Source organism: Marinobacter sp. CH_CUG1437-1, assembly GCF_037029655.1.
In the GTDB taxonomy this organism is placed as follows: domain Bacteria; phylum Pseudomonadota; class Gammaproteobacteria; order Pseudomonadales; family Oleiphilaceae; genus Marinobacter; species Marinobacter salsuginis.
The window spans coordinates 116,100-137,382 of sequence record NZ_JAYMEW010000007.1 but is presented as its reverse complement, the minus strand read 5'-3'; the positions used below and the strand labels follow the sequence as shown (position 1 = coordinate 137,382).

The following is a 21,283-nucleotide window of genomic DNA, read 5'->3' as shown; positions in this document are numbered from 1 at the left end:
TGCCAGCGGCACGGGTTTCAGAGGCCAGCGGACTGGCGATGTCGCGCAGGTTCCGCTTCGCGGTGGTGTTGGCCGGACTGGGAGTGCTCTGGTGGTTCCTGCTCGGCGTGTTGGAACGAGAAAGCCGAAATGCCGAAGAACGGGCCGCCAACATGGTGATCGGCCAGCTCAGATCGGCCCTGGTGATCAAGGGTGCAGAGGTAATGCTGAGCCGTGACGGCCGTCTTGCTGAGCACAGGGGCATCAACCCGTTTGAGCTGGTGGAGCACAAGTGGGGTAATTACGCTGGGCGATGCCAGGGCGAGGAACTGGCGCCGGCAACCTGGTGTTTCCGGGTAAGCGAACAAAAAGAAACAGAATACGGGCCCAAAGGCTGGTTAATTTATAAACCGGGGCAGCCGATAACCATAGACAGTCGGCAAGCCAACCAGGAGCAGCCTCTGGCCTGGGCAGTGACAACGGAATTTGCAGACCGCAACGGGAATGGTGCGCGGGAGCAGGAAGAACGGCTGACGGGGCTAAAACTCGCCCCGGTGTCGTTGACAGAAGAAGCAGCGCAAACGCAGGATGCGCAACGCTGACCAGACGGACGAATGAAACCGTAAAGAGGCCGATGTAATGAAGCGGGATTACAGTAAGAGCAAACAACAGGGATTCACCCTGATCGAGCTGGTGGTGGTTATTGCCATACTTGCGATCTTGGCGGCGTTCGCATTGCCACGGTTCGCCCAGCTCTCCGAGCAGGCGCATCAGTCCAGCATTCGCGCAACTGCTGGGGCCCTGGCAGCGGGTGTGGCGTTGGCCAAAACCCAGTGGGTATCCAACGGCTTCACCGCAGCAGAAACGGATGTGGTGGGCTTCGGCAACGACAATGTCGATGTCAGTGATGACGGCTGGCCGACCTCCGTTGCTTCAGACGATACCGGGACCACAATGGATGCCACCAAGTGCGAAGAGGTTTGGCTTGGGGTTCTGCAATCCAATGCGCCGACCGTGAGCACGACAGCGCCAGCCGAATATCTGATTTCGATCACTGGTGATGATTGTGTGTTTACCTATCAGGCAGACAACCAGGGCAGCACCATTGCGTATGATGCGGACACTGGCGAAATAACCACAACCATTAACTGATAAACCTCGAAGCCAACTGGCGATAAAAACGGAGTAATACCATGAAAGCGATGACAGCCATTGCGGCAAGAAAAGAAAAGGGCTTCACCCTGATCGAACTGGTTATGGTGATTGTAATTCTCGGTATTTTGGCGGCGTTTGCTTTGCCGCGGTTTGCGGATTTTGGTGGTGATGCGCGCGAGGCGTCAATTCAGGCCTTAGCGGGAGCCATGAAGTCAGCAGCATCAATTGCGCACTCCGCACAACTGGCAGATGGAGCCGCGCTAGGAACTAGCGTAACTCTTGATGGTCAGGCTATTACTATGGTGAACGGATACCCAACAGCAGATGCTGCCGGAATCGTTGCTGCGGCTGATATTGACACAACCAATGATTATCCCGCTTCGGGCGGCGGTACCGCTGGAGCGGATACCATCACCTTTACCCTGCAGGCAAACTGCACCGCAGCTTATACCGCTGCCAATGCGGCGACTGACAACACTGCTCCTTTAACAGCCCCATACAGTGTGGCTGTTGATGTCACAGGCTGTTAAACGCCTGCGCATATTTGGCAGTCTCTTTTGCATCACGGCAGGCAGGATAGGCTTCCCCAAACCTATCCCGCCGCTCCTAAAGCAAAGGGCTGCGGTAGCGTCGATTTGAAGGCTCGACACACGGTTAAGGAGAGTAGAAAGGGGCATGAGAATGAAAAACGCCCCGAGCGAATCGGGCTTCACCCTCGTAGAACTGGTAATGGTCATCATCCTGATCGGAGTCCTCTCCGCTCTGGGCATTGGCCTGTTCGCTAGCCGCTCGGCCTTCTCCCCCTTGCTGGCGACCCAGCAACTGTCCTCCGCCACGCTGCTTGCCCAGCAGGCAGCGTTGGCAGGGAATCCTGCCAATACGCTCACAATTGAGCGAGATTCAGATGTTTTCCGGTTTGTGGTTGGTAGCGGTTCCGGTAACGAGCGAACTTTTGAGGTCGCTCATGAGGGTGCCACTTTGTCAGTTGCCGGCAGCACGCTTCCAGTGACGGTGACATTCAACACGAGGGGCGCGCTTTCTGCTGGTAACAACCTGCAGTTCTCTTTTTCCGGCGAAAGCACGTTTCAAACCTGTCTGAGTTCTCTGGGCGCCGTTTACGCCGGCAGTTGCCAGTCATGAAAGCACGTCACGGTGGCGCAACACTTGTGGAGCTGGTGATCACGATCGTGATCATTGGTGTTGCAATAGCCGGAGTGGTTGGAGCGTTTTCGCTGATCGCAGGACGTAGTGCCGAGCCACTGAATCAGACCCGGGCTGTGGCCCTCGCGCAGCTCTATATGGATGAGATTCTCAGCCGAAAATACGATGACAACACACCCGTCGGGGGCGTTCCTAAGCAAGCCGGCTGCACAATCAACACAGAGGAAGCCAGTCGGGCTGACTATGATGATGTCGACGATTACAACGCCATCGACGATGCTGCGCCCGAAAATGCTGAAGGCGTCCCTCTGACATCGGATTATTCCGGCTTCCGGATTTCGATCACGGTGCAATGTGCTGGTGGAGAGGTGGGGCTGGCCCAGGCGGATGCCAAACGTGTCGACCTGACAGTTACCGATCCGGGCGGCCAGGGTTACAGTTTCTCTGTCTACAGGGCGAATTTCTGATGCACCAGCGAGCCGGTTTTACCCTGATCGAGCTGCTGGTGGTCATCGTATTGCTGGGCATTGTTGCCACGGTCTCTGTCCGATTCGTGAGCCTCTCGACACAGGGCGCTCTAGATGTCAGCGCTCGCCAACTGCGGGCGTTTCAGGGCGTGGTGGTTTCGGAGCAAATCACGCGCGAACTGAGGGAGGCGTTCCCTCTGTCCGTTCGGACTTCAGGTGATTGCATCGAGTGGTTGCCCTTGGAGGCAGGTACCAACTACGTCAGGCTTACCCGTGGCCCGGCATTTGACGGGATAGAGGTCGCCGCGTTTGCTAACCTTCCAGCCGTGGGAACGACCCGTGCTGTGGTTTATGGTTATGGAACGAGTACCGCCGATCTTTATAGTGGCGCGAATCCTGGACCCGTTTCGTCTTTGATTTCCTCAATTGACAACACCGGCTCGCCGGCCAGTATCGAACTCTCCTCTGGCCATCGGTTTACCTCAACATCACCCGCCCGCCGCTTGTTCGTGGTAGGTCAGCCCGTCAGTTTGTGCCAGAGCGGTCGATTTCTTTATAGGTATGATGATTATTCGCCGAGCTCCACCCAACCATCACCTCCAACGGGGGACAGGGAGGTGTTGGCTGCCAATCTGTCTGGCAATGTCGAATTCCGGTTTTTGCCGGCAACTCTGCAGCGGGCGGCAGTCGTTCAGTTCTCGTTCACTTTGATTAGTGAGGATGGTTCTGAAACAACGACTGTCAGCCAGGAGGTGCAAATCCGAAATGTACCCTGAACAAGGCATCAAGCAGCAAAGGGGGGCGGGGCTTCCGGTAGCGCTGTTCATCATCACCGTTTTGGCACTCATTGTTACCAGCATGGCGCAGCAGCAGGAGAGCGCGGGCGCTTCGGTCAGCCAGCAGATTCTTTCCCAGAGGGCCTTTTATGCAGCAGAAAGTGGTGCCCAGGTTGCTGTGACGGAGGCACTGTCAGGCGGCAGCTGTGGAGCTGTTTCTTCTTCGATCAATTTTTCCAACGGCGGCCTCTCGAGCTGCTCCGCAGGTATTACCTGTACGTCGGTGCAAGCCGATATCGATGGCAGTCCAGCACCCGAAACTGTGTTTACTTTACTCAGTAATGGTCAATGTGGCAGCGGGCCTGAAGCTGCGTCCCGAACGATTGAGGTGCGAGTGCGATGAGGCAGTTCACGGCGCTGACAAGGTTAATCCTGTTTGTGATCCTACTGGCCCCGTGCCTGGCCCATGCCTGGAAGATGGAAGCTGGCACTTTGGATCTACCGGCCACATCGGGGGAAAATGAGCTGTTCTCTTTCAGCTTCAGGCAAACCTATGCCTCCCCTCCTATTGTTGTAGCCTTGCCAACCGATGATGGCCCCAATGCTTCTGCTTTACGGATCAGAAACGTTACTGCAACGGGCTTTGAGATAGCGCAGGTAGAGCCATTTTCTGAGGATGGCCCGCACACCAATATGACCGTAAGTTATGTGGCCGTAGAGCCGGGTGTGCACCAACTGCCCGACGGCACTCGCATTGAAGCTGGCCTGCTCAGTACCCGTGAGACCGGGTCCGGTAACAACAAGGATTTTGTCCAGTTTGGCGGTAACCCTCCCGGCCAGAAGCGTTGGGGAAGCCACGCATTTACAGCAGGGTTTTCAGGCGCTCCGGTAGTCATTGGTGACATCCAGACGATGACCAATGAGAGAAATGCGAATGTGCCAGATGACGTTTCGGAGCCATGGTTGACTATGGTTTTCGATGCCGTGACGGCGTCAGGTTTGAACTATGCTCTGGAATTCAGTGAGGCCTATGATGCGTCTGACAATAAGTTCTACGAACTGGCCAGCCCTGAGCAAATCGGTTTTATCGCGATAAGTGCAACGGCGACCAGCACATTTAATGCGATCGGTAATCTGAATGTGCGCTATGAAGCTCAGAGTATCAATAACGGGCCTCGTGGTTGGGATGACGGGTGCGACACATTTAGCTTTAGCAGTGTGTTTGGAACCAGCCCGATCGCGGTTGCCAGTAAAACCAGCCGACGGGAAGACGACGGTGGTTGGCTGAGACAGTGCCAACTTTCCAGTTCCAGCATCGGATTGTTAATTGACGAGGACACCGCCCAGGATAACGATCGGAATCACGGCAGAGAGAGTGTGGGGCTAGTCGCTTTTTCTGAGGCTTTTGCCTACGACTCTGAGGTCCGCCCGCCCGAGCCTGAGCCCCTGATGATGGAATCGCGCTCAGTCACCGTCAGTCCTGGCACATTTACCAGGGTTTCCTTCCAGCAGGTATACCCATCACCTCCAGCCGTATTTGTTCTGAGCGACGACAGCAATCCGGAACCATCGGCAGTTCGGATTCGCCAGATCACTGAAGATGGCTTCGATATTGTGCCGCTTGAGCCGCCCACCCGCTACAGTGATGTAGGCGATCAGACTACAACGGTGCATTATCTTGCGGTGACCTACGGTGAGCATGCCTTCCCAGATGGATCAAGGCTTGAGGTTGGCCAGGTACCGCTGCAATCGGAGCAGGGCCGGTTTGTATCCGGCTCGAATTGGTCACGCCTGAACTTTCTGACCGCATTCGGCGGAACACCGGTCTTCATAAGTAACATCCAAACCCTGGAAAACGAAACGTCTTCTCCCGGTGAACGATCGGTTCCCTGGTTGACGATGGCGCACGACCGCCTGGGAGCCTCGGGAATAGATCTTGCCCTGGAACGTGCAGAGACTAGGTCTGGGGCTGTTGTGCGACCGGAGTCGGTCGCATACCTGGCAGTCGAACCGGGCGTTATCGGTCGTTTTGTTGATAATGACGGTAGAACGGTTCTGTCTGAAGCCCAGGTTACGTCGGACAACATTTCTGGAACGAACAGCTGTGACAGAGCAGCGTTTCTGCAATCGTATCCCTCTCCGCCTCGGGTTGTCGGGTCCCAGCTGACCCGCGATGGTGGCGACGGTGGTTGGCTGCGCCGTTGCTCGGTGTCCAACGATGCTGTTGAGCTGAAGATTGAAGAGGACTGGGCAAATGACCGGGATCTGAGCCACACCACGGAGCGGGCAGGGTTTCTGGCATTTTCCGGTGATTTTGTTGTCGACTTCTCTCTGCGGGCAGTCTACGGCCTCGAGGGGCCTCGATGGCAAGGTGATCCTGGAGAGGTTGTCGAGCTCCGCGGCACGGGGCTGGATGGACGAGCCGTCAATGGAGCGAGGGCGGAGCCAGCCAAAGTCTGCTATGGCGCCACCCTTTCGGGCGGCTCGTTCATAGACATCCCCCATGATGATGACTTGTCCAGCGCCGATGAGCTTACCGTCATGGCCTGGATAAATGTCGATGCTTTTCCAACTGGCGGTGGCATCAAAACCATCGTGTCGAAAGACGAAAACTATGAGTACCACGTTGACAGCAACCGCGAGATCTACTGGTGGTGGACGAACGAATCAGGTGTTTCGCGATCCTTTACCTCGGGCTATCAACTGCCATTGAACACCTGGGTTCACACAGCCATCACCTACTCGAAACGAGATGGGATACAGCGCATCGTTGTTGACGGTGTGGAACGGGCAAGGCAGTCGTTTGCCGATGAGTCGTTGCTCCTGAACGCTGATCCTTTTCAGATAGGCGCCGATCAGGGGTTCGGCGGCCGAGAGTTTGAAGGCCAGATCGATGAGGTGCGCCTCTACGCCCGGGCGCTATCCGATGCAGCCATTCTTCGCGAAGCAAATCGCAGTCGTCCCTGTGCCCAGGTACTTGATCATTTCCGTATAACTGTGCCTGCGACTGCCAGCGTTTGTGCGCCGGTCGATGTCAGAATTCAGGCAGAGGATGCCGGCGACAATGTTCTCACTGGGTATCAAGGTACCGTGCGGATTACAACAAGTGCCGGCCATGGCAACTGGCAGAGGGTCGCAGCGTCGGGCTCCCTGTCGCCCAGTCCAGATGTCGATGATGATGGTCAGGCCATCTACGAGTTCGTCGCTGCAGATAATGGAGAAATTACACTGGGATTGGAGAATACCCGGGCTGATCGATTGACCATCCGTGCAGAGGACACAACCAGTGGGCAGTTCGGGATTTCCAGTGTGGTTGAATTTCGTGAGAACGCCCTGGTCATCGCTTTGGCCGACAGCCTGGGCATTGATGTCATTGCCGGGCGGCCACACGGCTTGCAGGCCGAGGTATTGAGGCGCGATCCCTCCAGTGGCGAGTGTGGTCGTGTTGAAGCCTATGATGGTGCGGTGGATCTTAGGGCCTGGCTGAATCGGGAAACAGACGATCCAGCTGGCGCTGCGCCCGGGCTTGATGCGGGGGCGGGAAGTATATCTTTGCCCTCTTCACGACCAGCGACTTCCAATCTGACTGTTGACTTTGATCGGGGCCTTGCAAGCCTGGGGCTCATTCCTACCGATGTTGGTCACTATGCTCTGGAGCTGGAAGATTCCGAATCCGGTCTCATCCTGGATGAGAATGACAATCCCATCGCCATCGCAGGCACCGGCCCTGAATTAACGGTCAGGCCTTTTGCTTTTGCCGTGACAGTGGCTGGCAACCCAGCGACGGAGTCGCCCAGCGGAGCCGCCTTCAGGGCGGCGGGGCGACCGTTCGATGTTTCGGTTCGGGCCGTTCAGTACGACAGTGCTGACGATGCAGATGCAGACGGCCAACCGGATGGTCACGGAGATACTGATGCCGCCAATAACTCCGATCTCACGGATAACGCATCCGTAGACAGCTTTGACGCGACCGTTAGTGTAGCCAGTTATCTGATTGCGGGGCCCGCAGGGGCAGCTGATCCAGGGCTGGCAGGCTTGAGTGGCTTGAGCGGCTTCAACTCTGGGTTTGCCTCTGGTTCAGCATCCTTTAGCGAGGTTGGCTCGGTAGAGGTCACGACAGGACTCAGCGGCACTTTCCTTGGCCGCTCTGTTGCGGTGGTCGGGGATTCCGGGCCCGTAGGCAGGTTCCACCCTGATACGTTCACTCTCGAAAGTGCGATGGACGGAGTACTTGATCCTGTCTGCAATGGTTTCAGTTACACCGGTCAGGGTTTCGGCTACAGTCTTTCGCCAGAGTTTACCCTTGCTGCAAGAGCATACAGTGTGAGCGGTTCTGGGCCTGTTACCCGAAACTATCGCGACAGCTGGCAGAAGCTGACAGTCGCGGACATCGCCCGGACTGATCCGGCAACAGACGCCGATGAGATTGGCGCTCAGAGCACAGCAATTGATGTGACCACTATTGCTGGTACACCAACTCTTACAGCGAATGGCAATGGCACGCTCATTTATCAGGCGGGACCAGACAACTTTACATATGACCGCAATGCAAACTCCCTGGTTGGCCCGTTTGATGCCAGACTCGAGACTGTGTTCACGAATATTTCTGATTCAGATGGGGTATCAATGCCGGCGGCGGAGCTGCCTACGCTGTCTTCCGCTGGCGCCTCGATTCGTTATGGTCGAATGATTCTAGAGAACGCCTACGGACCTGAAAACCTCGATCTGGAGATGCCGTTTGAAGTCCAGATCTGGAACGGGGCTGATTTCGAGCTTCATGGTGATGAGACTTGCTGGGCCTATGATACCGCCGATGCCCTGATAACAGGCACGCCCCCGAACACCTCGGTAAGTGTCAGTTCCGGAACTATAAGTGGTGGTCGGCCCGAGCCAGCAGCACCCCTTGTACTTGCTGCTCCGGGCGAGGGCAATACCGGCAGTGTACAGGTTGAATACCCGGTGCCGCTGTACTGGCAGTATGATTTCGATGGCGACGGTGTTGAGGAGAATCCGAAATCAACCGCGACATTCGGCGTCTATCGCGGCCACGACCGCGTGATCTACTGGCAGGAACGATAAAAAAGGGCAGGACGCGAGTCCTGCCCCAAAACATCAACGAACCCCGGCGGTTCGCCAATCGTCAGTCTTCCTCGTGTTCCGGATGATCCATCCCCAGCTCGTTGATTTTCCGGGTGAGCGTGTTCCGGCCCCATCCCAGCAGGATGGAGGCATCCCGTCGACGGCCACCGGTGTGCTTCAGGGCTGTTTCAATCATGATTTTCTCGAACTCGGGCACGGCCGTATCGAGAATTCCCTTCTTGCCTCGCTTCAATTCCTGTTCGGCCCAGTTTTTCAGGCCTTCCTGCCAGGTTGCTCCGGTGGTTGGTGTCTCGGCCTGGTGTAATAACTCGGGTGGCAAGTCATCAATGTGGATCTCGCGACCGCTGGCCATTACGGTCAGCCAGCGGCAGGTGTTCTCCAGCTGGCGGACGTTGCCCGGCCAGGGCAGGGTGGTCAGGTATTCTTCGGCCTCTTCGCGCAGGATCTTGGGCTCGACGGCCAGCTCTTTGGCCGCCCGTTTCAGGAAGTGCTGCATCAGGCGGGGGATGTCTTCCCGGCGCTCGGCGAGCTTGGGCAAGTGCACGCGAATGACGTTCAGGCGGTGGAACAGGTCTTCCCGGAAGGTGCCTGCCTGCACCAGTTTCTCCAGGTCCTGGTGGGTTGCCGCGATGATGCGCACATCCACCTTGATCGGGGTTGTGCCGCCTACCCGGTAGAATTCGCCATCGGCCAGAACCCGCAGGAGGCGGGTCTGAGTGTCAGCGGGCATATCCCCGATTTCGTCCAGGAACAGGGTGCCACCGTTGGCCTGTTCGAACCGGCCCTGGCGAGCGGCGCCAGCGCCGGTGAAGGCACCCTTTTCGTGGCCGAAGAGTTCGGATTCAATCAGGTCTTTGGGAATTGCAGCCATGTTCAGGGCAATGAAGGGATGGTTCGCCCGGGGGCTGTGGTTGTGCAGCGCCTGGGCCACCAGTTCCTTACCCGTGCCGCTTTCGCCGTTAATGAGAACCGTAATGTTGGAGTGGGAAAGCCGGCCAATAGCCCGGAAGACTTCCTGCATGGCAGGCGCTTCACCGATGATTTCGGCGTTGCGCTGGGACATTTCGGCCTGGGGTTCACCACTGGCACGCTTCTCATGGCTGTGGGCCACGGCGCGCTTGACCAGTGCGACCGCGTCATCCACATCGAACGGCTTGGGAAGGTATTCGAAGGCACCGGTCTGGTAGCTGGTTACGGCGCTCTCCAGATCCGAGTGCGCGGTCATGATGATGACAGGCACGTCCGGGTGAACGTCGACAATCTGGGACAGCAGGGTGATGCCGTCGACGCCGGGCATCCGGATATCGCTCACGATGGCGTCCGGCTGTTCGTGTTCCAGCCGCATCATGATGCTTTCACCACTGTCAAAAACTCGGGGCTGCATACCGGCCTGGTTAAGGGCGCGCTCCAGCACCCAGCGAATACTGCGGTCGTCGTCTATGATCCAGACGTTCGCCGGTTGGCTCATGGGGTGTCCTCCAGAGGCAGGAAGATGATGAAGTCGGTTCGGCCTGGTTCGCTTTCGCATTCGACCAGTCCACGGTGTTGGCCGATGATGCTCTGGGTAATGGAAAGGCCCAGGCCGGTGCCACTGGCACGGCCACTGATCATCGGATAGAAAATGTTCTGCACCAGCTCCGGCGGAATGCCGGGGCCGTTGTCGATAACGTCGACCCGGCACACGAGCCTGTGGCGTCGGTTGCCAATGGTGAACTGGCGCAGGGTGCGGGTACGGAAAGTAATGGTCGGCGGCTCGTCGGAGCTGTGGCTCGCCTGGTTTTCGAAGGCCGCTTCCATGGCGTTCCGTGCGATGTTCAGGAACGCCTGAATCAGTTGTTCCTTGTCACCCTTGAACTCGGGAATGCTGGGGTCGTAATCCCGTTCGAAATTCAGTCGTCCCTTGCTTTCGGCCTCAAGCAAGGTGCCTACCCGTTCGAGGATTTCATGAATATTGGTCGGCGCCAGCTTCAATGCCTTGTTCGGGCCCAGCATCCGGTCCACAAGGCTCCGGAGCCGATCCGCCTCGTCGATGATGACCCGGGTGTATTCCCGTTGATCCTCACTGTTGAGTTCCCGATCAAGAAGCTGAGCCGCACCACGGATGCCGCCAAGCGGGTTCTTGATCTCGTGGGCCATGCCCCGGACAAGAATTCGGGTGGTCTCCTGCTGGGAGATGATGTCTTCCTCACGACTGATCCGCATCAGCCTGTCTCTCGGCTGGATCTCGATCAGGAGCTCCGTCGGTTCCAGGCTGATGGGGGTGACAGAATAATCGACCGTAAGCCGGGAACCGCTGGTGAGGAGGAACTCGGCCTCGCGGCGAGTATAGGATTGTCCGTTCCGTACAGCGGCAAAAAGCGTTTTCAGGGCGTCTTCGGATTCCACCAGAATGTCCTGGAAGGGGTGGCCCTGACTGCGGGTCATGCTGGTTTCGAACAGGCTTTCGGCGGCGGGGTTGAGATACCGGATGCTGAGATTGTCCTCGAGCACCAGGACAGCGGTAGTGAGGCTGTCGAGAATGCTCTTGTATCCGGTTTGATGGGCCGAAGGCAGTGCCATGCGTGAATCCCGTTGGTTCGACATAGTGTGACCTCCGGAGTTTTGCAAAAAGCGAACCACTTTGAACCGGGTTCACGAATGAGTGGGCAAAGTGCGGGCAGAGGGGCTTATTGGCGCTGAAAAGTGCCGTAAGCTGGTGCAAATGGGAGAAATCCCTCTGACCAGTCCGGAAAATGCGCCCCGTTGCTGATCAGAGTATGGCTTTTTTCTGGTGCGTTCGCACCAAAATAGTGCGAATTGTTAGGCAGGTTTGGTTAGTTCAATGCGGAAGGGCGGTGAACGGTGAAGGTGATCGGTGAGCCGGTTTTCACCTGAACTCCGTTTTCATCCACGATGTGGACGCGGGCTTCGTGGGTTCCACGGAAAACGTTGTTGACGGTGATCGAGCCAGAAGTACTCTGCCCGACTGGCTGCCCGTCCAGCGTTACTTCGTATTTGTGACCAGGTTGGAGCCCGGGTGTGCTACGGACCTCGAACTGTACGTCGCCGCTGCCACTATGGAACGCCTGATTGTTGTCCGGATAGGCGAACGAGACGCTGTCGTAAGCTGCGCCTTCCCGCTGCACCTCTTCGCGCAGCTTTTCGGTTTCCTGAACAACTTCTGGCTTGGGCAATGTGATGGTCGTGACTGGCTTGACCTGGACCGCTTCAGAGCCCTCGCTCGGCTCGTCAGAGTAGGTGACGTTGCCGTAGGCATCGACATTACGGTAAACCTCGGCAGAGACGGGAATCGCCAGCAAGAAGAAAAGGCCGGCAACCAATCCAGACTTTGGATTCATAAGCTCACCTGTTATTGGGTTTCTTCGATTATCGGCGGCGCCCGGAGTCTTTTCAACGCCTGCAGACCCTGATGTTGGTTACATATCGTTAAGGGCTCCAGGCACTGTGCGGCTGCTCACAAAAAAGCCCCGCACGAAGGCGGGGCTTGTCTGCTTTCCCTCTACAGCGAGGTTTTAGCAGGAGTAGTACAGATCGAACTCGACCGGGTGAGTGGTCATGTTCAGTTTCTCGACTTCACCGCGCTTCAGATCAACGTAGCCCGCGATCATGTCTTCAGTGAATACGCCGCCACGAGTCAGGAACTCGTGATCTGCTTCCAGGCAGTCCAGGGCTTCGGACAGAGTCTCGGCCACGGTCGGAATGCTCAGGGCTTCTTCTTTCGGCAGGTCGTACAGATCCTTGTCCATGGCATCGCCAGGGTGGATCTTGTTCTGAATGCCGTCGAGGCCAGCCATCATCAGCGCTGCAAACGCCAGGTACGGGTTGGCAGACGGATCAGGGAAGCGAACTTCGATACGACGCGCTTTCGGGCTGTTTACATACGGGATACGGATAGAGGCTGAACGGTTACGGGCAGAGTAGGCCAGCATAACCGGAGCTTCAAAGCCCGGAACCAGACGCTTGTAAGAGTTGGTAGAGCTGTTGGTGAAGGCGTTGATGGCCTTGGCATGCTTGATCACACCGCCGATGTAGTACAGTGCGGTTTCGCTCAGGCCAGCGTAGCTGTCACCGGCAAACAGGTTCTTGCCGTCTTTGCTCAGGGACATGTGAACGTGCATGCCTGAACCGTTATCGCCAACCACCGGCTTGGGCATGAAAGTGGCAGTCTTGCCGTAGGCGTGGGCCACGTTATGCACGCAGTACTTCAGGATCTGAACTTCGTCTGCTTTGCGGGTCAGAGTGTTGGCGCCAACGCCGATTTCACACTGGCCAGCGGTGCCCACTTCGTGGTGGTGCACTTCGATTTCCAGGCCCATGGACTCCATGGCCGCACACATGGCGCCACGCAGGTCGTGGAGGCTGTCAACCGGCGGAACCGGGAAGTAACCACCTTTTACGCCCGGGCGGTGACCGATGTTGTTACGATCGAAATCTTCGCCGGAAACCCAGGCAGCTTCCTCAGAGTGGATGTGGTACATCGCACCCTGCATGTCGACGTTCCATTTTACGGAGTCAAACACGAAGAACTCGGGCTCGGGGCCGAACAGGGCGCCGTCTGCGATGCCGGTAGACTTGAGGTATTCCTCTGCGCGACGGGCAACGGAGCGTGGGTCACGCTCGTAACCCTGCATAGTAGAAGGCTCTACGATGTTGCAGGTGATGTTTACTGTGGTCTCTTCGGTGAACGGATCGAGTACGGAAGTCTCGTCGTCCGGCATCAGGATCATGTCGGATTCGTTGATGCCTTTCCAGCCCGCGATGGAGGAGCCGTCAAACATCTTGCCGTCTGCGAAAAAGTCTTCATCTACTTCGGTGGCAGGCAGTGTAACGTGCTGCTCTTTACCGCGGCTGTCAGTGAAGCGCAGGTCAACCCATTTGACTTCGTGTTCTTTGATCAAATCAACTGTCTTGGACATTGTGCATGCTCCGTAAGTTATACCGCACAGGCGGCTGTATTCATGTTCGTGGCGCCGGATCGCCCGGGTTATCGGGTTCCGATCTGTTTCTCAGGTTTGCGCAGCTTAGCAAATGCCGTTGCGTCTTACCTGTAAATTTCGGCTGATTTCGATAAAGCAAGGCGCTTGCCAATTTTTAGGGCATGCTCCAGAACGGCGCAACTGCAAGGGTTTGGGGCATATTAGAAGGAAATGATGCGCCCTCCACCGAAAACCTGCACCCAAATGGTGCACCTTGTTGGTGCATTTATGAGGTGGTCGCCCCAATGAGGTGCGCGCCCGCTGTATGAAGAATAGGCGTTTTTCTTCATATTAACGACACAGACTTTTCGCTATACTGCGCGCCGCTTCATTTTTTACCCTGTCATTTTCAGGTCCATGATCGGAAAGCACCGTGCAGGGTGCCGGGCAGCCAGCTCCGGTGAATGAGTTCATTTTACGGATTTGAGACGGCATGTGCTGGGATTCCCCCTGCGAACGACCTTCTCAGGTCATTGAGTGCATGCCGCAGGAATATTTTTGTGATTGAGAAACTTCGTAATATCGCCATTATCGCCCACGTTGACCATGGTAAAACCACGCTCGTAGACCAGCTTTTGCGCCAGTCAGGCACTTTGGAGCGCAAAGAGCTCGATAGCGAGCGGGTCATGGATTCCAATGATCAGGAAAAAGAGCGGGGCATTACCATCCTGGCGAAAAACACCGCTCTGAAATGGAATGGCTACGACATCAATATTGTCGACACACCGGGCCACGCAGATTTCGGCGGTGAAGTTGAGCGGGTCATGAGCATGGTGGATTGCGTGCTGCTGGTTGTTGATTCCATCGACGGCCCCATGCCCCAGACCCGCTTCGTTACCCAGAAGGCGTTTGCCGCGGGGCTGCGTCCGATCGTTGTGGTTAACAAGATCGATCGTCCTGGCGCCCGTCCGGATTGGGTTGTGGATCAGGTATTCGACCTTTTTGACAACCTGGGCGCGACCGATGAGCAGTTGGACTTCCCGATTGTTTACGCCAGCGCCCTGAACGGCATTGCCGGGCTGGATCACGAAAAGCTGGATGACAACATGGATGCCGTGTTCCAGGCGATTGTTGACCATGTCCCGGCACCCAATGTCGACCCGGACGGCCCGTTCCAGATGCAGATTTCCCAGCTGGATTACAACAGCTTCCTCGGCGTGATCGGCATCGGCCGTATCATGCGCGGCAAGATCAAAACCAATTCGCCGGTAACCGCTATTGGCGCCAACGGCAAAAAGCGCAACGGCCGAATCCTAAAGATCATGGGGCATTCCGGTCTGCAGCGTGTCGAGGTAGACGAAGCCCAGGCTGGCGACATCGTCTGTGTCAGCGGTATGGATGAGCTGTTCATCTCCGACACCCTTTGTGACCAGGCCAACGTTGAAGCGCTGCCAGCACTGACGGTGGATGAGCCGACTGTATCCATGACCTTCCAGGTCAACGATTCGCCGTTTGCCGGCAAGGAAGGCAAGTACGTTACCAGCCGGAACATCAAGGAGCGTCTGGAAAAAGAACTGCTGCATAACGTTGCGCTGCGTGTTGAGGAAGGCGACTCTGCCGACAAGTTCAAGGTGTCCGGTCGTGGCGAATTGCACCTCTCAGTTCTGATCGAGAACATGCGACGCGAAAACTTTGAGTTGGCCGTTGGCCGCCCCGAAGTGGTTATCAAGGAAGTGGATGGCGAAAAGCAGGAGCCGTACGAGAACGTCATCGTGGATATCGAAGAGCAGCACCAGGGTGCCGTCATGGAGCAAATGGGGCTGCGCAAGGGCGACCTGACCAACATGGTGCCGGATGGCAAGGGCCGCATGCGTCTGGATTACACCATTCCCGCTCGCGGCCTGATTGGTTTCCGGAATACCTTCCTGACCATGACCTCAGGTACCGGCATCCTTACGTCCACGTTCAGCCACTATGGCCCGATCAAGGTTGGGGACGTTACCAGCCGCCAGAACGGCGTCATTGTGTCGATGGCTACGGGTACCGCGCTGACCTACTCGCTGGAAACCCTGCAGAGCCGCGGCAAGCTGTTCCTGGATCCGGGGCAGGAGATCTATGAAGGGCAACTGTGTGGTATTCATAGCCGGGACAATGACCTGGTGGTGAACCCCACCAAAGCCAAAAAGCTCGACAACATGCGTGCCTCCGGCAAGGATGAAGTCATCGGCCTGGTGCCCCCCATCAAGTTCACGCTTGAGCAGGCGTTGGAGTTTATTGACGACGATGAGCTGGTGGAAGTGACGCCGAAGTCCATCCGGCTGCGCAAGAAGCTTCTGACCGAGAACGAGCGTAAGCGCGCCAGCAAGAAGTAACGTCTTTAATGGGGTCAGATGAAAGTCTTCATCTGACCCCATTTCCTTCTGTACTCCCCTCTACGGAATGCCTCTTTCTTTTCGCTTAAGCTAAACTCCGGGTAAATCCTTTAAACGGAGCGCTTCATGCTCAGCCTGTACCCGGAAATCAAGCCCAACGCCCAGCACCGTATTGCCGTTGATCCACCTCATGAACTCTACGTTGAAGAAAGTGGAAACCCCGACGGGATGCCGGTTCTCGTTGTTCATGGTGGCCCGGGGGGTGGGTGCGAGGACTATCACCGGCGGTTTTTCGATGCCGAGCGGTTCCGGATTATTCTTATGGATCAGCGCGGTGCCGGCCGTTCCACGCCGCTAGCAGAGCTCGAGGGTAACAGCACCGACAAGCTGGTTGAGGATATGGAGGCGGTACGCTCGTTCCTCGGTATCGATAAGTGGCTTCTGTTCGGCGGCAGTTGGGGGTCGACCCTGAGCCTTGTTTACGCCCAGTCACATCCGGAACGAGTGTCCGGGCTGGTTCTGCGTGGCATATTTCTCTGTCGTCCCCGCGATATTCAGTGGTTCTACCAAGAAGGGGCCAGCCGCGTGTTTCCGGACTACTGGTCTGACTTCGAGGCGCAAATTCCGGAAGTCGAGCGCGATAACATGGTGGCAGCCTATTACCGAAAATTGACCAGTACCAACGAGCTGGAGCAGATCCAGGCGGCCAAGGCATGGTCAATCTGGGAGGGTAGGTGTGCAACCCTGCATCCGAACCCCAGGGTAGTTGAGCATTTCGGCCATCCTCATGTAGCCATCGCGCTGGCCCGTATCGAATGCCACTATTTCATGAACGCCGCCTTTCTTGAGCCCGACCAGATCCTTCGCAATGCGCACCGTCTGGCGGACATTCCCGGGATTATCGTACACGGACGCTACGATATGGTTTGTCCTCTGGATAATGCCCAGGCGCTCAGTAAGGCCTGGCCCGAGGCAGAATTCCAGATCATTCGGGATGCAGGCCACTCTGCATCGGAGCCAGCTATTGTCGATGCACTCATTCGCGGTGTTGAGTCCGTTGTCGCGAAAACTGAAAAAAGTGCTGGCTGAATTGCGTTTTGAGGGTTGCGGCCGGTAATTGGCATGGATACACTCTTGCCCGATCTCAATTTTGCCTGTTCAATCGTCCTCAAGGCAGTTGATGAAAGGATTGATCCAGCGAGTTTCGCAAGCCAGTGTTACCGTGGGCGGTGAGCAGATAGCCTCGATCGACAAAGGCCTTTTGCTGTTGCTGGGCGTCGAGAAAGGAGATAGCGAGCGCGAGGCAAGGGAACTTTGCCGAAAAATCCTCACTTACCGTGTGTTTCCCGATGACGCAGGGCGGATGAATCGCAGCCTGCTGGATATCGGTGGTTCCCTCCTTGTTGTTCCACAGTTCACTTTGGCGGCCGATACGTCTTCCGGAACCAGGCCCGGTTTTTCCCTGGCTGCGGGGCCGGATGACGCCAACAGGCTTTATGAATCGTTTGTGGCAGACGCAATTTCACGCCTGGGGTCGGATAGAGTAGGGGAAGGAAGGTTTGGCGCGGATATGAAGGTTGGGTTAACGAATGATGGGCCTGTCACCTTCATGCTTGAGAATAGACAAAGGTGTGAATAGGTAGTTGCACTAGTATTGTGCGCAGGCCGCCATGCTGGCCTGCAATGGTGCGAAATTACCATCAGAGACTTTGTGTGTGCGCAGTTTTAAGGGGGCAAGCTGCTGTTAATAAAGAGTTAATGGTAATCTGGCCTCGGATTTGAAATATAACTGCAACGGAGCTCCTGAGCGCCAAATCGCATAAATAATTGCGTTTCTGGTGCCAAAAGAGCTAAAAATGCAGCGCAGTTAATTTGCAAAATGAGAATGATTGTATTAAAACAGTTTCATCATTCAGGACTTTAAGAAGATCCTGTAAGTGGTTGAGCTGTATAGATCTGGAATCTTTCAGATTTATCCGAAGAAGAAGAAAAGTTACTTGTGTGTCATCAAACTGACACAAGGGTAATGCAGAATCGGCCTCATCCAGCCTGACTGGTGAAGCCTTACAAAATCGGGATAAGAACCCGTCGCTAAAACCTGAGTTAACTCAAAAAGGAAGACGCAACATGAAAAAAACGCTCATCGCATCTGCTATTGCAGCCGCTACCTTCTCTGGCAGTGTTTTCGCACAGGCTGAAATGTCAGCTTCCGAACTGGCGGCCAAGATGGACTCCATGCCGTCTGTATACGGCAACATCCAGTACGTGCTGAAGCACACCAACGTTGACGGCGGTGGCTCCGAGGTTGAGCACGCTGACAACGGTTCCACTCTGGGCGTTAAGCACGATCACGAAATCGCTCCGGGCATCACTGGCTTCTTCAAGCTGGAGCTTGAAGGCATCAACGCTGACGACAAGTCCAGCAGCAACGGTATCGACGCTCTTGACGAAGCCTACGTAGGTGTTAAGGGTGATAGCTTCGGTCAGATCTGGGTCGGCTCTGACGATTCTGTCTACGAAAGTGCCATCGTAAAGATTGGTAACTTCCACGAAGTGGGTTCCGACATTTTCGGTAACTACTCCACTGGTGAAGGTGACCTGGTCCAGTACATGTCTCCGTCTTTCGGCGGTCTGACTGTTTCTGCAGCTGTTCAGGTTAACGGCGATAGCGACACCAAGGGCGGCGCGGACAAATCTTACCCGTACCAGCTGGTTGCGACCTACGCTGTAGACGCTCTTGAAGTGTCTGTTGGTATGGACTCCAACGACGGCGGCGCTGCAGCCGACAACAACGAAAACAGCTACGGTCTGACAGCGACCTACAGCGCTGGCGACTTCAGCGTGATTGGTGAATACCAGACCCGCAAAGACGTAAACGACATCGTTGGCGTAATGGGTGTGTACACCATGGGCGCGAACCAGTTCGCTCTGTCTTACCAGATGCTGGACGACGATGCTTCTGGCGACAAGAAAGACACCGTAATCCTGCAGGCTCTGCACAACGTGTCTGATCACATGTACGTTTACTTCGAAGGCTACCTGTCTGGTTCAGACGCAGCTAACGAGTACAGCCTGGAAGGCGCCTCTGGCGACGAGCAGTCCATCGCTTCAGTTGGTGCTGTTTACTACTTCTGATCAGCCAACCGGCTAATCCTGTAGTATGAAAACCGGCGACCCTTGGGTCGCCGGTTTTTGCGTTTATGAACATGAGAAAAGGTCGTGGAAATGGCAACCGAACTGGAAATCAAGCTCAGTGTATCTGAAGCTGCCCAGGCGCAGGCTTTGCAGTGGCTCTCAGCCCGCCCCGAGGTTCTACCTGGAAAAACCAAATCCCTGGTCAATCGCTATTTCGACACGCCAAAAGCCGATTTGAATCGCGCCAAAGCCGCTTTGAGAATCCGCAAAGCCGGTGATGACTACATCCAAACTCTGAAAACCCGGGGTGAATTTGTCGATGGCGCCCACCGGCGCGAAGAGTGGGAGTGGCCGGTATCCGGCCCGGATCTGAATTTGTCGTTTCTGGAGGACACACCGCTGAGTACCGATCTGGATCTCGGCAGTCTGCGGGTAGTGTTTGAAACCAACTTCCAGCGTAACGTGCTCTGGTTGGAAGAGGGGCAGAGTGTCATCGAGATCGCCCTCGATTCTGGCAGTGTGGCTGGCAATGAAGCCAGGTGGCCACTGCACGAGGTGGAGTTTGAGCTGAAAAGCGGTGACGGCAGGCACTTGGTCGCTTGGGCACTTGAGCTGGCCCGAGAAGTTCCCGTTTTTCTGAATCTTATCAGCAAGGCCGAGCAGGGGTATTTTCTTGCGGGCCTCTATCGCCCGGAGACTGTTTGCAATACTGAGCCGCTAACCGTAACCGAGTTCCTTCAGGCGTTGGGGAGCTGTTGGCTGCTTGACGAGCCTTTCCCTGCAGACCAATTGGATCTTTCGAAAGTAGCAAATGTAGCTGCTGCCGCGGGGTGCGGGGAGCTTTGGGAGCATGTGGTCGCTGAGCTGGCTCGCGGATCGACGGTTCGTAGTCTTTCCGAAAACGCTACAGAGCTGGGTGTTCTCCAGTTGCAGCTGGCCAGTTCAGGGCAGTAGCTGGCGGATTGTGGAGTCCGGTGGTTTCTAGTCGGGAGACTTGTTTTTTTCTGGCTCTGCTTCGCCCGTTTCCTGCGCGGCGGAGTGGGCTCGCCACTGCTTCAGGAAAACCCGGTATCGCTCCAGGGCTTCCTCCACTACTGACACCTCTGGTGTGTCAGCGGACTTAACAAGCACAATCAATCCCTTGCCTTCAATTTCCTCGTTGGTCGGCGGATGACATATGACTTCATTGTCGTCATCAATGTAAGCGAGCGCAGTCCCTATTCCATGACGGACCAGGGCGCTGACTATGTCCGCCCAGTTCAGGTCGTCCAGCTTCAGCTCGTACCGATGGGGATGATCGTGCTCGTAGTTGAACAGGTCCTCCAGAACCTTTTCCGAGCCGGGGGCAACCACTGAACGCACCATGATTTCCGGATAAGTTCGAACAGGGCGGATGATGGTCCTCACACCGAGCGCCTTGAAGCGTCCCCGGTTCTGGTCGTTGACGCATTCGACAATGGTGTGACTGCCGAGATTCAGCTCTGTCAATCGATGAGCGATGTCGAAAGTCAGGCTATCTGAATAGGGATCGGCTTCGTCTGCCGCGAGCACGATGATATGTCTGGCACTGCCGGCGTGAACTGCTTTTAGCGCCTCGGGGTCGAACCCTGCACCGTGATGGTGCACGACTCCGATGTCGGAAAGTTCTGTGGGCAGTCCCATCGGAAACTGGCGAGTCAGTATCATGATAGGAATGGTTTCATAGCCCGGGATTTCCCGAATCTGGGAAGCAAACCTCATGAAATACTGCTCGCCCCCGTGCTGGGGCGTGTTAACAATAATGATGTGGTCATTCATTTTATAGATCCACCTTCCTGTGAGAATCCGTTCCCGTCGATAGAACCGGTACTCGATATAGTCGCTGACGATCAGTGTCAGCAATGTAATTGAGGTAATAAACATCAGCACAATCGTGCTGAACCGACCGATCATGGTCTGGGGCGCATAGTCCCCATAGCCAACGGTGACCAGTGTGGTCATTGTCAGCCAGGCAGCTTCAAATAATGAAAGGTCTTCGGCTGCCCAGATGATCAGAACCTGTACCGAAAGCAGCACGCCCAGTATTGCGAACAGGCGCTTCATCCGGCTCCGAATCAGGCCGCCCATGGGCAGATGGGTTTCCTGATGTTCCGGATTCAGTGGGCGGCGGTTTCGTTGCATCCGTGTCGGCGGCCTGTTCAGTTGCGGGGAAGTTCGTTATACAGTACCGGAAATATAACAGA

At 56.0% G+C, this 21,283-nt stretch carries 18 protein-coding genes; 13 read left to right on the top strand and 5 right to left on the bottom strand.

Annotated elements, in window-relative coordinates; translation table 11 throughout:
* The first annotated feature begins 38 nt into the window (after window positions 1-38).
* From WA411_RS16830 to WA411_RS16795, 8 genes are all read left to right on the top strand, one after another.
* On the top strand, window positions 39-581 hold the full coding sequence (locus WA411_RS16830) for a hypothetical protein (RefSeq protein ID WP_291909261.1): 543 nt from the start codon (window positions 39-41) through the stop codon (window positions 579-581).
* Window positions 582-618: 37 nt separating this feature from the next.
* On the top strand, window positions 619-1,131 hold the full coding sequence (locus tag WA411_RS16825) for a prepilin-type N-terminal cleavage/methylation domain-containing protein (RefSeq protein WP_291909264.1): 513 nt from the start codon (window positions 619-621) through the stop codon (window positions 1,129-1,131).
* Between the two features lie 41 nt (window positions 1,132-1,172).
* Window positions 1,173-1,664, top strand: a complete 492-nt coding sequence (locus WA411_RS16820; protein ID WP_291909267.1) for a type II secretion system protein — start codon at window positions 1,173-1,175, stop codon at window positions 1,662-1,664.
* A gap of 151 nt (window positions 1,665-1,815) precedes the next feature.
* A complete protein-coding gene (locus tag WA411_RS16815; RefSeq protein WP_336119296.1) occupies window positions 1,816-2,274 on the top strand; it encodes a type II secretion system protein in 459 nt (152 codons plus the stop codon).
* Complete coding sequence (locus WA411_RS16810) at window positions 2,271-2,762, top strand: type IV pilus modification PilV family protein (protein WP_291909270.1); 492 nt, start codon at window positions 2,271-2,273, stop codon at window positions 2,760-2,762. Before WA411_RS16815 ends, WA411_RS16810 begins: the two co-directional genes overlap by 4 nt.
* The gene (locus WA411_RS16805; protein ID WP_291909273.1) at window positions 2,762-3,538 is read left to right on the top strand and encodes a type II secretion system protein; all 777 of its coding nucleotides are present in this window, start codon (window positions 2,762-2,764) and stop codon (window positions 3,536-3,538) included. The genes WA411_RS16810 and WA411_RS16805 overlap by 1 nt, the downstream gene beginning before the upstream one ends.
* Window positions 3,528-3,941 carry a pilus assembly PilX family protein gene (locus tag WA411_RS16800; protein WP_291909276.1) on the top strand — a complete coding sequence of 138 codons (414 nt, stop codon included), beginning with the start codon at window positions 3,528-3,530 and terminating at the stop codon, window positions 3,939-3,941. The genes WA411_RS16805 and WA411_RS16800 overlap by 11 nt, the downstream gene beginning before the upstream one ends.
* A gap of 290 nt (window positions 3,942-4,231) precedes the next feature.
* Window positions 4,232-8,617, top strand: a complete 4,386-nt coding sequence (locus tag WA411_RS16795) for a LamG domain-containing protein (protein ID WP_291911201.1) — start codon at window positions 4,232-4,234, stop codon at window positions 8,615-8,617.
* 61 nt (window positions 8,618-8,678) lie between these two features.
* Here the strand turns inward: WA411_RS16795 and ntrC are convergent, their stop codons facing one another.
* From ntrC to glnA, 4 genes are all read right to left on the bottom strand, one after another.
* On the bottom strand, window positions 8,679-10,106 hold the full coding sequence (gene ntrC / locus WA411_RS16790) for a nitrogen regulation protein NR(I) (RefSeq protein ID WP_153634797.1): 1,428 nt from the start codon (window positions 10,104-10,106) through the stop codon (window positions 8,679-8,681).
* The gene (gene glnL, locus WA411_RS16785) at window positions 10,103-11,197 is read right to left on the bottom strand and encodes a nitrogen regulation protein NR(II) (RefSeq protein ID WP_291909470.1); all 1,095 of its coding nucleotides are present in this window, start codon (window positions 11,195-11,197) and stop codon (window positions 10,103-10,105) included. Before glnL ends, ntrC begins: the two co-directional genes overlap by 4 nt.
* Window positions 11,198-11,451: 254 nt before the next feature.
* Window positions 11,452-11,976, bottom strand: coding sequence for a DUF4124 domain-containing protein (locus WA411_RS16780; RefSeq protein ID WP_291909283.1), 525 nt, complete (start codon window positions 11,974-11,976; stop codon window positions 11,452-11,454).
* A gap of 174 nt (window positions 11,977-12,150) precedes the next feature.
* Window positions 12,151-13,554: a glutamate--ammonia ligase gene (gene glnA, locus WA411_RS16775; protein WP_222466519.1), complete on the bottom strand. Its 1,404-nt coding sequence runs from the start codon at window positions 13,552-13,554 to the stop codon at window positions 12,151-12,153.
* A gap of 560 nt (window positions 13,555-14,114) precedes the next feature.
* Here glnA and typA point away from each other — a divergent pair.
* The 5 genes from typA to WA411_RS16750 all read left to right on the top strand — a co-directional run bounded on the left by typA (window position 14,115) and on the right by WA411_RS16750 (window position 20,015).
* On the top strand, window positions 14,115-15,926 hold the full coding sequence (typA, locus tag WA411_RS16770; protein ID WP_069185108.1) for a translational GTPase TypA: 1,812 nt from the start codon (window positions 14,115-14,117) through the stop codon (window positions 15,924-15,926).
* A 126-nt stretch (window positions 15,927-16,052) separates the two neighbouring features.
* Window positions 16,053-17,015 carry a prolyl aminopeptidase gene (pip, locus tag WA411_RS16765; protein WP_069185109.1) on the top strand — a complete coding sequence of 321 codons (963 nt, stop codon included), beginning with the start codon at window positions 16,053-16,055 and terminating at the stop codon, window positions 17,013-17,015.
* A 91-nt stretch (window positions 17,016-17,106) separates the two neighbouring features.
* Window positions 17,107-17,565: a D-aminoacyl-tRNA deacylase gene (gene dtd / locus WA411_RS16760; RefSeq protein ID WP_291909293.1), complete on the top strand. Its 459-nt coding sequence runs from the start codon at window positions 17,107-17,109 to the stop codon at window positions 17,563-17,565.
* A 488-nt stretch (window positions 17,566-18,053) separates the two neighbouring features.
* Window positions 18,054-19,061, top strand: coding sequence for a porin (locus tag WA411_RS16755; RefSeq protein WP_291909296.1), 1,008 nt, complete (start codon window positions 18,054-18,056; stop codon window positions 19,059-19,061).
* 90 nt (window positions 19,062-19,151) lie between these two features.
* Window positions 19,152-20,015 (top strand): CYTH domain-containing protein, encoded by an 864-nt coding sequence (locus WA411_RS16750; RefSeq protein WP_291909298.1) that lies wholly within the window; start codon window positions 19,152-19,154, stop codon window positions 20,013-20,015.
* A gap of 27 nt (window positions 20,016-20,042) precedes the next feature.
* Here the strand turns inward: WA411_RS16750 and WA411_RS16745 are convergent, their stop codons facing one another.
* The gene (locus WA411_RS16745) at window positions 20,043-21,221 is read right to left on the bottom strand and encodes a potassium channel family protein (protein ID WP_291909300.1); all 1,179 of its coding nucleotides are present in this window, start codon (window positions 21,219-21,221) and stop codon (window positions 20,043-20,045) included.
* Window positions 21,222-21,283 lie beyond the last annotated feature (62 nt).

Excerpts from the sequence above, each read along its gene's own strand:
- WA411_RS16830 (WP_291909261.1), top strand. The coding sequence starts at position 39 with ATGTCGCGCAGGTTCCGCTTCGCGGTGGTGTTGGCCGGACTGGGAGTG.
- WA411_RS16825 (WP_291909264.1), top strand. The coding sequence starts at position 619 with ATGAAGCGGGATTACAGTAAGAGCAAACAACAGGGATTCACCCTGATC.
- WA411_RS16820 (WP_291909267.1), top strand. The coding sequence starts at position 1,173 with ATGAAAGCGATGACAGCCATTGCGGCAAGAAAAGAAAAGGGCTTCACC.
- WA411_RS16815 (WP_336119296.1), top strand. The coding sequence starts at position 1,816 with ATGAAAAACGCCCCGAGCGAATCGGGCTTCACCCTCGTAGAACTGGTA.
- WA411_RS16810 (WP_291909270.1), top strand. The coding sequence starts at position 2,271 with ATGAAAGCACGTCACGGTGGCGCAACACTTGTGGAGCTGGTGATCACG.
- WA411_RS16805 (WP_291909273.1), top strand. The coding sequence starts at position 2,762 with ATGCACCAGCGAGCCGGTTTTACCCTGATCGAGCTGCTGGTGGTCATC.
- WA411_RS16800 (WP_291909276.1), top strand. The coding sequence starts at position 3,528 with ATGTACCCTGAACAAGGCATCAAGCAGCAAAGGGGGGCGGGGCTTCCG.
- WA411_RS16795 (WP_291911201.1), top strand. The coding sequence starts at position 4,232 with ATGACCGTAAGTTATGTGGCCGTAGAGCCGGGTGTGCACCAACTGCCC.
- ntrC (WP_153634797.1), bottom strand. The coding sequence starts at position 10,106 with ATGAGCCAACCGGCGAACGTCTGGATCATAGACGACGACCGCAGTATT.
- glnL (WP_291909470.1), bottom strand. The coding sequence starts at position 11,197 with ATGGCACTGCCTTCGGCCCATCAAACCGGATACAAGAGCATTCTCGAC.
- WA411_RS16780 (WP_291909283.1), bottom strand. The coding sequence starts at position 11,976 with ATGAATCCAAAGTCTGGATTGGTTGCCGGCCTTTTCTTCTTGCTGGCG.
- glnA (WP_222466519.1), bottom strand. The coding sequence starts at position 13,554 with ATGTCCAAGACAGTTGATTTGATCAAAGAACACGAAGTCAAATGGGTT.
- pip (WP_069185109.1), top strand. The coding sequence starts at position 16,053 with ATGCTCAGCCTGTACCCGGAAATCAAGCCCAACGCCCAGCACCGTATT.
- dtd (WP_291909293.1), top strand. The coding sequence starts at position 17,107 with ATGAAAGGATTGATCCAGCGAGTTTCGCAAGCCAGTGTTACCGTGGGC.
- WA411_RS16755 (WP_291909296.1), top strand. The coding sequence starts at position 18,054 with ATGAAAAAAACGCTCATCGCATCTGCTATTGCAGCCGCTACCTTCTCT.
- WA411_RS16750 (WP_291909298.1), top strand. The coding sequence starts at position 19,152 with ATGGCAACCGAACTGGAAATCAAGCTCAGTGTATCTGAAGCTGCCCAG.
- WA411_RS16745 (WP_291909300.1), bottom strand. The coding sequence starts at position 21,221 with ATGCAACGAAACCGCCGCCCACTGAATCCGGAACATCAGGAAACCCAT.